11 protein-coding genes are annotated in these 12,236 nt (G+C 54.7%); 8 read left to right on the top strand and 3 right to left on the bottom strand.

What is annotated here, in order from left to right:
- Window positions 1-15: 15 nt before the first annotated feature.
- Complete coding sequence (xylR, locus tag LLF79_RS16575) at window positions 16-1,194, top strand: D-xylose utilization transcriptional activator XylR (RefSeq protein WP_023345227.1); 1,179 nt, start codon at window positions 16-18, stop codon at window positions 1,192-1,194.
- Between the two features lie 39 nt (window positions 1,195-1,233).
- On the opposite strand, the gene LLF79_RS16570 is transcribed toward xylR, so the two are convergent.
- Entirely contained in the window at window positions 1,234-2,058 is an 825-nt protein-coding gene (locus LLF79_RS16570) for a protein bax (protein ID WP_021242459.1), read from the bottom strand.
- Window positions 2,059-2,372: 314 nt separating this feature from the next.
- Between LLF79_RS16570 and LLF79_RS16565 the strand changes: the two genes are divergently transcribed.
- The 5 genes from LLF79_RS16565 (at window position 2,373) to LLF79_RS16545 (ending at window position 9,150) form a co-directional block, all read left to right on the top strand.
- Complete coding sequence (locus tag LLF79_RS16565; protein ID WP_044597350.1) at window positions 2,373-4,403, top strand: alpha-amylase; 2,031 nt, start codon at window positions 2,373-2,375, stop codon at window positions 4,401-4,403.
- 183 nt (window positions 4,404-4,586) lie between these two features.
- Window positions 4,587-5,843, top strand: a complete 1,257-nt coding sequence (gene avtA, locus LLF79_RS16560) for a valine--pyruvate transaminase (RefSeq protein WP_023294831.1) — start codon at window positions 4,587-4,589, stop codon at window positions 5,841-5,843.
- Window positions 5,844-6,160: 317 nt separating this feature from the next.
- On the top strand, window positions 6,161-6,475 hold the full coding sequence (locus LLF79_RS16555; protein ID WP_227879905.1) for a hypothetical protein: 315 nt from the start codon (window positions 6,161-6,163) through the stop codon (window positions 6,473-6,475).
- A 29-nt stretch (window positions 6,476-6,504) separates the two neighbouring features.
- On the top strand, window positions 6,505-7,341 hold the full coding sequence (locus tag LLF79_RS16550; protein ID WP_227879901.1) for a collagen-like triple helix repeat-containing protein: 837 nt from the start codon (window positions 6,505-6,507) through the stop codon (window positions 7,339-7,341).
- Between the two features lie 90 nt (window positions 7,342-7,431).
- The gene (locus tag LLF79_RS16545; protein WP_227879899.1) at window positions 7,432-9,150 is read left to right on the top strand and encodes a ShlB/FhaC/HecB family hemolysin secretion/activation protein; all 1,719 of its coding nucleotides are present in this window, start codon (window positions 7,432-7,434) and stop codon (window positions 9,148-9,150) included.
- On the opposite strand, the gene LLF79_RS16540 is transcribed toward LLF79_RS16545, so the two are convergent.
- Window positions 9,134-9,589 (bottom strand): 4Fe-4S dicluster domain-containing protein, encoded by a 456-nt coding sequence (locus LLF79_RS16540; RefSeq protein ID WP_032664685.1) that lies wholly within the window; start codon window positions 9,587-9,589, stop codon window positions 9,134-9,136. The two genes, LLF79_RS16545 and LLF79_RS16540, sit on opposite strands and share 17 nt — an antisense overlap.
- Window positions 9,590-9,592: 3 nt before the next feature.
- Window positions 9,593-10,411 (bottom strand): IclR family transcriptional regulator YiaJ, encoded by an 819-nt coding sequence (gene yiaJ / locus LLF79_RS16535; protein ID WP_100122890.1) that lies wholly within the window; start codon window positions 10,409-10,411, stop codon window positions 9,593-9,595.
- A gap of 224 nt (window positions 10,412-10,635) precedes the next feature.
- On the opposite strand from yiaJ, the gene yiaK reads away from it, so the two are divergent.
- The gene (gene yiaK / locus LLF79_RS16530; RefSeq protein WP_021242451.1) at window positions 10,636-11,634 is read left to right on the top strand and encodes a 3-dehydro-L-gulonate 2-dehydrogenase; all 999 of its coding nucleotides are present in this window, start codon (window positions 10,636-10,638) and stop codon (window positions 11,632-11,634) included.
- Between the two features lie 10 nt (window positions 11,635-11,644).
- Window positions 11,645-12,112 carry a YhcH/YjgK/YiaL family protein gene (locus LLF79_RS16525; protein ID WP_023294828.1) on the top strand — a complete coding sequence of 156 codons (468 nt, stop codon included), beginning with the start codon at window positions 11,645-11,647 and terminating at the stop codon, window positions 12,110-12,112.
- Window positions 12,113-12,236: the final 124 nt, after the last annotated feature.

The raw sequence follows: 12,236 nt of genomic DNA, 5'->3' as shown, positions 1-12,236 counted from the left end.
ATTGGGAAGTGAGCCATGTTTGAAAAGCGTCACCGCATTACGTTGTTATTCAATGCCAACAAAGCCTATGACCGTCAGGTGGTAGAAGGCGTGGGTGAATATTTGCAGGCGTCGCAATCCGAATGGGATATTTTTATTGAAGAAGATTTCCGCACCCGTCTGGAGAACATTAAAGACTGGCTGGGCGATGGCGTCATCGCCGACTATGACGACCCCGTCATTGAACAGCTGCTGACCGACGTCGACGTGCCGATCGTGGGCGTCGGCGGCTCCTACCACTCGCCCGAACACTATCCGCCGGTTCACTATATTGCCACCGATAACCATGCCCTGGTCGAAGCCGCGTTTCTCCATTTAAAAGAGAAAGGCGTCCACCGCTTCGCGTTTTATGGTTTACCCGCCACCAGCGGCAAGCGCTGGGCCGTTGAGCGTGAACACGCATTTTGCCAGCTGGTCGCGCAGGAGAAGTATCGCGGCGTGGTCTATCAGGGGCTGGAAACCGCCCCGGAAAACTGGCAGCACGCGCAGAACCGTCTCGCTGACTGGCTGCAAACGCTGCCGCCGCAAACCGGGATTATTGCCGTAACGGACGCCCGCGCCCGCCACGTGCTGCAGGTCTGCGAACACTTACACATTCCGGTGCCCGAAAAGCTGTGCGTGATTGGCATTGATAACGAAGAGCTTACCCGCTATCTGTCCCGCGTGGCGCTCTCTTCCGTGGCTCAGGGCACGCGTCAAATGGGCTATCAGGCGGCGAAGCTGCTGCACCGTCTGCTGGATAAAGAATCTCTGCCGCTTCAGCGCCTGCTGGTGCCACCGGTTCGCGTCGTGGAACGTCGCTCGACCGATTATCGCTCCTTAAGCGACCCGGCCGTCATTCAGGCCATGCACTATATTCGCAACCACGCCTGCAAAGGGATTAAGGTCGATCAGGTGCTGGATTCGGTGGGCATTTCGCGTTCGAATCTGGAGAAGCGTTTTAAAGAAGAGGTGGGTGAAACCATTCATGCCGTCATCCATGCTGAAAAGCTGGAGAAAGCACGCAGCCTGCTCGTTTCCACGTCGCTGTCGATCAACGAAATCTCGCAGATGTGCGGTTACCCGTCTCTGCAATATTTCTACTCGGTGTTCCGCAAAGAGTATGACACCACGCCGAAGGAGTATCGGGATCGCCACAGCGAGGTGCTGATCTAGAAAAGAAAACGCCTTCCAGTGGAAGGCGTTTTTTTGAGATTACATATGAGCGGCGATTAAGCGCTGGTTATCCTGGTACATGGCGAACAGATAGTTGTTATAGCTCTGTCCCTTCGTCGAATACCCTTTCAGCTTGTGGATCATCGTACTGGCCGTCACTTCCTGGTCCGCTTTACGCAGCTGAGCGCGTGATTTACGGAACGATGAGTAGGCCGGGTGCGTGTTCAGATTCACCACATAGGCGTTCACGGAATCCTTCACGGATTCAAACTGCGAATAGCCTTTCACCTTGCCAGGCGCATTCGTACAACGACCTTTCACGCATTTCATGCCGAAAAGGTTGTTGTTGTTACGCGCTAGCTTAGACGTTCCCCAGCCGCTTTCGGCTGCAGCCATGGTCGCAACCATGCTGCCCGGGATGATATCCACACGCTCAAGGAGAGCATTCCACGGCACACGACGCGTGTTCCCGTTCCAGCTCAGCTTGTAGCGCTTCGTGATATCTTTCAGACGCGCGCGCTCGGATGGCGACCAGCGGCTATCGTACTGTTTGGAAATCAGCCAGTTACGATCCGCAGTAATCGCGGCATTTTGACTCGTGATGTAAGGCATTACCGTCCGGAGAAACGCTTTTTTCCTTGGTGTTCCGGAAGGGTATTTTCGCAAATCAGGAAGTGAACTACTCTTTGCACTATTGCGAGAATACTCTTGTTTACTGCTAACCTTACTACTTGTCGTCTTTATTACGTGGGCTTTCTTACTCGTTGTATCCGTGTGCGTCTTCGCAAGCACCCCACCCGAAAATGCCGTGGTGAGTAACATGAGTATCGCAGCCCCATATCGTCGAATGGGAGTCGATATCATTAGGTCTCCTGGTCGGATGTAATCATCCCAACACCTTATTTTTTTCACAAATTTGAGAGCGGAATCTCAAATCATATCAAAAATAGACTTCAAGAGCACGTATAGAAATAGTCCAATTCCGAAACTATGTCACCTGAAACTTGCTCATAAAAACATCATTTCTGGAAAAATGTGTGCGTTATCGCAGATAACTGCCTAATTTTGCGCAAGATCACTCATCCTCACGCATCCTCCTGGCAGAAAGCGACAGGGGATGAGTTTTTCCCGCCCGCCTGCTGGCACACTGGTCAAAAAATCCGCGACAGGAACCAGGAATGAAACGCACCGCAATAGCCTTTCTGATGTTACCCGCACTGGCGCATGCCGACTGGTCATCGCCGGGGTTTGACGCATTTCGCGCCGAAGGCACCGGGATTTTCACCAGCCAGGCAAAGCTTGCGAAGGGTACGCGTCCTCTTACGCTCAGTTTTGACAAGACGTGCTGGCAGCCCACAGGCGCGATAAAACTCAATGAGATGCTGTCGCTCAAGCCCTGTGACGGCACACCGCCGCAGTGGCGCCTTTTCCGCGACGGTGAATACCAGATGCGGATTGATACACGCTCCGGCACGCCCACCCTGCTGCTGGCGGTTCAGAGCGCGACAGAACAGCCGGTGGCCAACGTTATCCGCCAGTGTCCGAAGTGGGACGGTAAGCCGCTGACGCTGGACGTCAGCCATACCTTCCCGGAAGGCTCCGTCGTGCGCGATTTCTACAGTAAACAGACGGTGACCGTACAAGGTGGAAAAATCACCCTGCAGCCAGCCGCCAACAGTAACGGCCTGCTGCTGCTTGAGCGCGCTGAAACCGACAGGCCTGCGCCGTTTAGCTGGCAAAACGCCACCGTCTATTTTGTACTGACTGACCGCTATGTGAATGGTGATCCGAGCAACGACAACAGCTACGGCCGCCACAAAGACGGCATGCAGGAGATTGGTACATTCCACGGCGGGGATCTCAAGGGACTGACCAGCAAGCTCGATTACCTGCAGCAGCTGGGGGTGAATGCGCTCTGGATAAGCTCCCCGCTTGAGCAGATCCACGGCTGGGTAGGCGGCGGCACCAAAGGTGATTTCCCGCATTATGCCTACCACGGCTACTACACCCAGGACTGGACAACGCTCGACGCCAACATGGGCACCGGGGATGACCTGCGTCAGCTTGTTGATGAAGCGCATAAGCGCGGCATTCGCATCCTGTTTGATATCGTCATGAACCACACGGGCTACGCGACGCTTGCGGACATGCAGGCGTATCAGTTTGGCGCCCTGTACCTGCAGGGTGATGAGCTGAAAAAGACGCTTGGAGACCACTGGACGGACTGGAAGCCTGGCGCAGGCCAGACCTGGCATAGCTTCAACGACTACATCAACTTCAGCGACAAAGCCGCATGGGAAAAATGGTGGGGTAAAAAGTGGATCCGCACCGACATCGGTGATTACGACAACCCCGGCTTCGATGATTTAACGATGTCGCTGGCGTTTCTGCCCGACCTGAAAACGGAATCCACCGCCCCTTCCGGGCTACCCAATTTCTACCAACACAAACCCGATACCCACGCGAAAGCTATTCCGGGCTATACCCCGCGCGATTACCTGACCCACTGGCTCAGCCAGTGGGTACGTGACTACGGCATCGACGGTTTCCGCGTGGATACCGCGAAGCACGTTGAGCTTGCGGCCTGGCAGCAGCTGAAAGACCAGGCAAGCCAGGCGCTGGCCGCCTGGAAAGGCGCTCACCCGGACAAAAAGCTCGACAACGCACCGTTCTGGATGACCGGCGAATCCTGGGGTCACGGAGTGATGCAGAGCGATTATTACCGCCACGGCTTCGACGCGATGATCAACTTTGATTATCAGGAGCAGGCGGCGAAAGCGGTAAATTGCCTGGCCGATATGGATCTCACCTGGCAGCAGATGGCGGAGAAGCTGCAAAGCTTCAATGTGCTGAGCTACCTCTCATCACACGATACGCGTCTGTTCCGCGAAGGGGGCCAGCGCGCGGCGGAGCTGCTCCTGCTGGCACCGGGCAGCGTGCAAATCTATTACGGGGATGAGTCCGAGCGTCCGTTCGGGCCGACAGGCTCCGACCCGCTGCAGGGCACCCGCTCGGATATGAACTGGCAGGACGTCACGGGCAAGCAGGCCTTAACCGTCGCCCACTGGCAAACGCTGGGTCAGTTCCGCGCCCGCCACCCGGCGATTGGTGAAGGCAAGCAAACCACGCTGTCGCTGAAAGAGGGGTATGGATTCGTACGTGAACATGATGGCGATAAGGTGATGGTCGTGTGGGCGGGGAATCAGTAGATCATACCCCTCACCCTAACCCTCTCCCCATGGGGAGAGGGGAGAAGCTCCAGAACTATTCACTACACAAATCCACTCCCGCCCTATAAAACCACAAATCCGACCACACCACCCGATTTGCACCAACACGGTGCTAGCGTTATGGTTACCCACTTTCAAAATAAGCTCGACAGATCACCTGCTATGACGTTTTCACTTTTCGGCGACAAATTTACCCGCCATTCAGGCATTACTCGCCTGATGGAGGACCTCAACGACGGGCTGCGCACACCGGGCGCAATCATGCTCGGCGGCGGAAACCCGGCTCAAATCCCGGAGATGAATACCTATTTCCAGACCCTGCTCGCTCAGATGCTGGAAAGCGGCAAAGCAACCGATGCGCTTTGCAATTACGACGGCCCGCAGGGGAAAACCGAGCTGCTGGCACTCCTCGCCGAAATGCTGCGTGACGAGCTGGGCTGGGATATCGAACCACAGAATATTGCACTGACAAACGGCAGCCAGAGCGCGTTTTTCTACTTGTTTAACCTCTTCGCAGGGCGTCGCGCGGACGGCACCACCAAAAAAGTGCTGTTTCCGCTGGCGCCGGAGTATATCGGCTATGCCGATTCCGGCCTGGAAGAGGATCTGTTCGTCTCTGCGCGCCCGAACATCGAGCTGCTGCCGGAAGGCCAGTTCAAATATCACGTCGATTTTGAACACCTGCATATTGGCGAAGAGACGGGCATGATCTGCGTATCGCGCCCGACTAACCCAACGGGCAACGTGATCACCGATGACGAACTGATGAAGCTGGATGCGCTGGCCAATCAGCACGGTATTCCGCTGGTGATCGATAACGCCTACGGCGTGCCGTTCCCGGGCATCATCTTCAGCGAAGCACGTCCGCTGTGGAACCCGAACATTGTCCTGTGCATGAGCCTCTCTAAGCTGGGTCTGCCGGGCAGCCGCTGCGGCATCATCATCGCCAATGAGAAAATCATCACCGCCATCACCAATATGAACGGCATTATCAGCCTTTCTCCGGGCGGCATTGGCCCGGCGATGATGTGCGAGATGATCAAACGCAAGGACCTGCTGCGTCTGTCGAATGACGTAATCAAGCCTTTCTACTACCAGCGCGTTCAGGAGACGATTGCGACACTTCGTCGCTATTTGCCGGAAGAACGCTGCCTTATCCACAAACCGGAAGGGGCGATTTTCCTGTGGCTGTGGTTTAAGGATTTACCTATCTCCACCGAACTGCTTTACCAGCGACTGAAAAAGCGCGGCGTACTGATGGTGCCGGGCGATTATTTCTTCCCGGGTCTGGATAAGCCATGGCCGCATACCCATCAGTGCATGCGCATGAACTACGTCCCCGACCCGGAAAAAATCGAAGCGGGTGTTAAAATTCTCGCCGAAGAGATCGAAAAAGCCTGGCAAGAAGGCAATTGTTAAAAAATAAGGCTCTTCAAATGAAGAGCCTTATTTTTCCGTGATCTGAATCTTATATTAAGGATATATCCTGTAGCGCTTCATTTATCATTCCCATTGAGTTTTCTTAGGAATATTCCTTTAATTTAGGCTCGCTAACCACCCTCTCAATAATTAAGCAAAAATTAAATATGCTAACTTATTGTTATTTTAAATAACCCTCTTCAACGCAGCAAAATACCTTCCTGAGTCGCTTTCATGCATATTTAAAAATACTGCATATACTCACTAATACGCCGCTCGGCGTTCTTTTGCGTGGAGTATTCATATGCTACCTAATAATGTTAGTCGCATCAGCGCTATTGCTGTTGCGGTACTGCTCGCGTTCTCTCTTTCTGCCTGTAGTGGAAGCGGTGGCGGATCTCACTCAACGGCCAAAAATAACCCTGCGACGGGAAGCAGCAGCGGCTCAGATGATGGAAGTGGCACAACCGCGAGCAATGGCGGTTCGGGCAGCAACGGATCGGGCACCGGAACGGGTTCAGGTACCGGGACAGGCGCTGGCGGCGGAACGGGTTCTGGTTCAGGTTCAGGCTCAGGCTCAGGCTCAGGCTCAGGCTCAGGAGGCAGTGGAGGAACCACTACCGCAGGCGTAAATACGATACTGGGTGATGCCGGTAAAACCGTGACCAGCGTCGGATCCACTGTGGATAGCCTCGGAAGCCAGCTTCCGACAAATAATCCCGTCACGTCAACCGTCTCAACCACCGTCAGCGGTGTTGGCAGTGCCGTGTCCACCGTGGGGGCAGGCGTCACGACTGGCGTTGGCGATCCAAACAACCCGAACGGTGTGGGTACCACGGTTAAAGGCGTGACCACGTCGGTCACCTCCCTCGGCAATACCGTTTCAACGGTAGGCACGGGCCTGGCGAGTTCCACTTCCGGAACCCCGGTCAGCGGCGTAACCGGCCTGACGGGCAGCGTGGTAAACAGTACCGGGCAACTGGTCAGTAACACCGGCACGGGTCTCACCAACACGGTAAGCAGCCCTGCTGTCACTCAGGTAACAACCGATACCACGACCCTGGCTAACAAGACGCTGGGCGGAGTACAAGGCGTGACGCAAACCGTAGGCACCACAACGGGTCTCGGCACACCGGTTAACGGTCTGCTGACCCAGGTGGGTGGCACCGTCAGCGGCGTGGGGACCAACATTAGCAGCAGCAATAGCGGGCTTAGCGGTGTCGGTCAGGTCGTTCAAAATGTCGGCCAGACGGTCACGGATAGCGGTACGCTAGTGAAACCCACATCAACCACCGGAGGCAGCGGCACAGGATCTCTGACGGCCGATGCCAATGTGACAGCCACAAACAATAGCCTGAGCACAACGGTCAATACCACCCTCAATACGCTGACTGCGGGTGTAACAGCCAATGCAGGCACAACCCAAAACACATCTACGACAAACCCGATTAACGGGCTCAACACGTTAACCTCGAGCCTACTGACGCCAAAACAGTAATCCTTTTACTGCCTGTCTGCGCCCCTGGTTCAGGGGCGCTTTATTCAGCGACATTCACCCCAACCGGGGATGACGAACAGGGATAGCGCGATGAAACACCACTTCCTTTTTTCGCTGACGGGGCTGGTTGTGCTGAGCATGGCCCGCGCCGATACTCTGCCCTCTATTATTAACCCCGATAACCCGGCGCAAGTTTCTCGTAACGTTGCCCCCGAACAGACTGAGGCCGCGCCACAGCCGAACGTCAAAATAGAAAAACCGAAGTCAACGCTGACGCCTGAAACGCCCATTACCATTCATCATATTCAGTTTATTGGCGGCACGCGTTATCCCTTGAAGGAATTACTTCAGCCCTTCAGGCCTTACGCTGGAAAAACCGTGCCGCTAAAAACGCTTACGGGGCTGGTAAATGATATTACGGAACGCTATAAGGCCGACGGTTTTCCACTCTCTTATGCCTGGCTGCCCGATAATAATTTCCAGCAGGGCAATATTAAAATTGTTCTGGTTGAAGGCTATGTCGCTCATAGCGACATCACCAGTAATAACCCGCATATCGCCGAACGTCTTAAACGTTTATCCGAAAAAATCATGGCGGAAAAACCGCTGTCTCAGGATACGTTCGATCGCTACAGCCAGCTGATGACGCGCACCCCGAACGTTCCGGTTACGGCTAACGCGCAGCTGCCAACCAATATCTATGGCGCGGCGGCGATGCAAATCACCGGCAACCAGGAGCGGAGCTGGAATATCGCGTCGACGATTGATACCCGTAAAGGGCAAGATTTAATGATGCTGAACGGCACGCTCAGCAACATGACAAGCTATGGCGATCAGCTTGGCGTGGCCACGCTTGTGCCGTTAGATAGCAACACGCGAAAAAATTATGTCGGCCTGAACTGGCAGCAGTTTTTAAACGATGAAGGGCTGACGATGCAGCTAAAAGGCAGCTATTACCGTGAGGATCCGCGAGATTTTTCGCCCCTGCTCTCTTTGCCGAATAATATCAGCGTCGATTCGAAGCAAAAAACAACGCAATACAACGGCGGTGTGACGTTTGGCTACCCCCTGCTGCTGACGCAAAAATCACAAATTAATCTGACCAGCGGTTTTGATTACACCGACCGCCAGGACGATTATGCCCTGCAGGCCAGACTGCTGGGCAAAACCTATAGCCTGGACTCCGTCAACCAGCACGCGCGTTATCCCGCGCTGGAAGTGGGCATCAACGGTGCACATCAGTTCACAACCGCCAGCATCAGCGGCCGACTCAACGTGCGTCAGGGTATTGATGCGATGGGAGCCGATATCGTCTCGGCCCCCAGGCCCGATATTAATTTTACGCTCACGAAAAGCTATCTGGACGCAGCCTGGATGTTTGCCGACAAGTGGCGGCTATCAACGTCCTGGGAGGGGGACTGGTCAAATAACACGTTGCCAGAACCCGAACGCGTTAGCTTCGGTGCCCAGCGGTTTGGCCGTGGATACCAGGACAGTGAAGCAAGCGGTGATTACGGCTATGGCGGGCAGGTAGAACTGCGCTATATCCAGATGCGAAAAGAGAGCACATGGCTTGCCACAATCCAGCCCAACATCCTGGCCGATACCGCGCAAACCTGGTTTAACACCTCCGGCTTGCCTCATCAGCGGCTCGGGTCAGTGGCGGCTGGCGTGATGGTAGGCGATACCCGCCACTATAGCATCACGGTTGAGGCGGCAAGACCCGTCGGGGATGTTCCGACAGACAGTCGCAACAGAGACTGGCGCTACAGTCTGACGTTTACGTGGAATTTCAATAAAATGCAGTAAGCCTTTCAGCCCGAATACTGGCAGGATCAACGCAGCGCAGCGCGTGGGTTGGACAGGCCTCCACGCAGGCCGGTCCGCCTTCGCGCTGCACACATAAATCACATTTCAGCGCTTGTGCCCTGCTTCCCACCAGCCGTACCTGCATCGCCCCAAACGGACAGGCGACCATACAGCTCTTGCAGCCAATACAGCGCGTCTGCTCAACAAGCCAGGCGCCTGCCGTAAGGCTGATGGCATGGGTTGGGCAGACATTGGCACAGGGGGCGTCCTCGCACTGATGGCAACCCACCGCCGTAGTGTAGGCGTCCCCCTTCACCACCCGCAGGCGAGAGGTAAAAGCCTCTGCGGTGAATTCATCCTGATGCGCGACCGCACAGGCCACTTCACAGGTGCGGCACCCGATGCATTTTTCCGCATTCGCCATGATAAATCGGTTCATCTGTTACGCCTCGCGTACGTTAAAACCCAGCTCTTTTGAGATAGCCTCTGCCGTTTCGCGCAGCGGCTTGAGCAGGTTCTTCTCGCCCACCTGCTTCATGCGCGACGTCGATAGCGAGATAGAGATCGCATACGGAACGCGGCCGTGAATATCAAACACCGGCACGGCAATACAGGAGACGCCCAGCTCGTTCTCTTCTTTGTCCATCGCCATGCAGCGATCGCGAATTTCCGCCAGTTCATCATACATAGCGCTCAGTTCAGTGATAGTGTTGCGCGTCAAAGGTTGGATCTGTTCCTGATGGCTTTCCCAGTAGCTCGCCACGTAATCCTGATGACCAAACGCCATGTAAATCTTGCCCATTGCAGAGCAGTACAGCGGCATATGCTGGCCGATATAGGCGCGCGTGCGCAGCATACCGGTTGTCGGTTCGAGCTTATAAATCAGGATGGCGTGGTCGTCTTCCCGGCTGGAGAAGTTCACCGTCTCGCCGGTCGCAATGTTCAGCGCTTCGAGGTGCGGAGCGGCCACATGAATGATATTCAGCGACGACAGCGCCTTTTGCCCGACGGCGATAAATTTGGTGGTCAGGCGATAGCTGCCCGCGGCGGGTGCCGGGGTCACGTACCCGCACGACTGTAGCCCCTGCAGCAAGCGGTGCACGGTGCTCTTATTCAGCCCCGCCAGTTCCGATAAATGTGCAAGCGGACACCCGTTCGGATAGTTGCTGAGGATCTCAATCAGCATCAGGCCGCGAAACAAGCTCTGGCTGCCTGCTGGCCTCTCTTTTTCTTGCGTCATTTCGCTCTCTTTCATGCTCATTACATGGCTCCTGTTTAGCGCGCCCTGATGGTAGCGCAAAGTGTGGGTCAGTTCACGATCTCAACAGAAAAAACACAACCAGTTGATTTTAATGGATTTTGAAAAACATGAATGTCGTTGATCTGACAAAATTTGATCGATATATTTGAAATCAGATTTCGCATAGTGGAATTTAGCGATAAAAAAGCACTCACACTTGCCCTTAAAAGAACAGGAGAACAGGGATGAAAGTGACCTTCGAAGAGTTGAAAGCGGCGTTCAATCGGGTTCTGCTCGACCGCGGCGTGAAAGCGGAAACCGCAGACGCCTGCGCCGAGATGTTTGCCCGCACCACGGAATCCGGCGTCTATTCGCATGGTGTAAACCGCTTCCCGCGTTTTATTCAGCAGCTTGATGCAGGGGATATCATTCCTGACGCCCAGCCCAAACGGGTGATGACATTAGGCGCCATCGAACAGTGGGATGCGCAGCGCTCCATTGGCAACCTGACGGCGAAGAAGATGATGGATCGCGCCACCGAGCTGGCGTCCGATCACGGCATTGGTCTGGTGGCACTGCGTAACGCGAACCACTGGATGCGCGGCGGCAGCTACGGCTGGCAGGCGGCGGAGAAGGGCTATATCGGCATTTGCTGGACCAACTCGATTGCCGTGATGCCCGCGTGGGGATCAAAAGAGTGCTGTATCGGCACAAACCCGCTGATCGTTGCCATTCCGTCGAACCCGATCACCATGGTCGACATGTCGATGTCGATGTTCTCCTACGGCATGCTGGAGGTGAACCGCCTGGCCGGGCGCGCGTTGCCGGTAGATGGCGGCTTTGACGACGAAGGTCACCTCACCAGAGAGCCGGGCGTGATCGAGAAAAACCGCCGTATTCTGCCCATGGGCTACTGGAAAGGGTCCGGCTTATCCATCGTGCTCGATATGATCGCCACCCTGCTCTCCAACGGATCGTCCGTCGCGGAAGTGACCCAGGACAACAGCGACGAGTACGGCGTATCGCAGATCTTCATCGCCATTGAGGTGGATCGCCTGATCGATGGCCCAACCCGCGATGCCAAACTGCAGCGCATTATGGACTTCATCACCACCGCCGAACGCGCGGATGAAAATGTCGCCATCCGTCTGCCAGGGCATGAATTTACCCGTTTGCTTGAAGAGAACCGCCGCAACGGCATCACGGTTGACGACAGCGTGTGGGCGAAAATCCAGTCTCTGTAAGGAGTGGGCCATGATATTCGGACATATTTCCCAGCCAAATCCGTGTCGCCTGCCGCGGGCGATTGAAAAAGCCCTTCATTTTCTGCGCACGACGGATTTCACCACCCTGGAGCCAGGCGTAGTAGAAATTGAAGGTCGCAACATTTTTGCCCAGGTTCTCGACCTGACAACAAAGGATCTGCACGAGAATCGCCCGGAAGTGCATCGCCGCTATCTGGATATCCAATTCCTGGCCTGGGGTGAAGAGAAAATCGGTATCGCGATTGATACCGGTAATAACGAAATAAGCGAATCATTGCTGGAACAACGCGATATTATTTTTTATCACAACAGTGAAAATGAGTCGTTTATCGAAATGATACCCGGCAGCTATGCCATATTTTTTCCGCAGGATGTGCACCGTCCTGCCTGTATTAAAAACAAGGAAACCACAATTCGTAAGATTGTGGTGAAAGTGGCAATCAGCGAATTAGATTAATTTTCTGATATACCCTAAATAATTCGAGTTGCAGGAAGGCGGCAAGAGAGTGAATTCCCAGGAGCTTACATAAGTAAGTGACTGGGGTGAACGAGCGCAGCCAACGCACATGCAACTTGAAGTA

It is taken from the genome of Enterobacter cloacae complex sp. 2021EL-01169, assembly GCF_020733125.1.
Lineage (GTDB): Bacteria > Pseudomonadota > Gammaproteobacteria > Enterobacterales > Enterobacteriaceae > Enterobacter > Enterobacter roggenkampii.
The sequence above is the reverse complement of the archived record's forward strand: the minus strand, read 5'-3'. Positions and strand labels throughout refer to the sequence as shown.

Excerpts from the sequence above, each read along its gene's own strand:
- xylR (WP_023345227.1), top strand. The coding sequence starts at position 16 with ATGTTTGAAAAGCGTCACCGCATTACGTTGTTATTCAATGCCAACAAA.
- LLF79_RS16570 (WP_021242459.1), bottom strand. The coding sequence starts at position 2,058 with ATGATATCGACTCCCATTCGACGATATGGGGCTGCGATACTCATGTTA.
- LLF79_RS16565 (WP_044597350.1), top strand. The coding sequence starts at position 2,373 with ATGAAACGCACCGCAATAGCCTTTCTGATGTTACCCGCACTGGCGCAT.
- avtA (WP_023294831.1), top strand. The coding sequence starts at position 4,587 with ATGACGTTTTCACTTTTCGGCGACAAATTTACCCGCCATTCAGGCATT.
- LLF79_RS16555 (WP_227879905.1), top strand. The coding sequence starts at position 6,161 with ATGTTAGTCGCATCAGCGCTATTGCTGTTGCGGTACTGCTCGCGTTCT.
- LLF79_RS16545 (WP_227879899.1), top strand. The coding sequence starts at position 7,432 with ATGAAACACCACTTCCTTTTTTCGCTGACGGGGCTGGTTGTGCTGAGC.
- LLF79_RS16540 (WP_032664685.1), bottom strand. The coding sequence starts at position 9,589 with ATGAACCGATTTATCATGGCGAATGCGGAAAAATGCATCGGGTGCCGC.
- yiaJ (WP_100122890.1), bottom strand. The coding sequence starts at position 10,411 with ATGAGCATGAAAGAGAGCGAAATGACGCAAGAAAAAGAGAGGCCAGCA.
- yiaK (WP_021242451.1), top strand. The coding sequence starts at position 10,636 with ATGAAAGTGACCTTCGAAGAGTTGAAAGCGGCGTTCAATCGGGTTCTG.
- LLF79_RS16525 (WP_023294828.1), top strand. The coding sequence starts at position 11,645 with ATGATATTCGGACATATTTCCCAGCCAAATCCGTGTCGCCTGCCGCGG.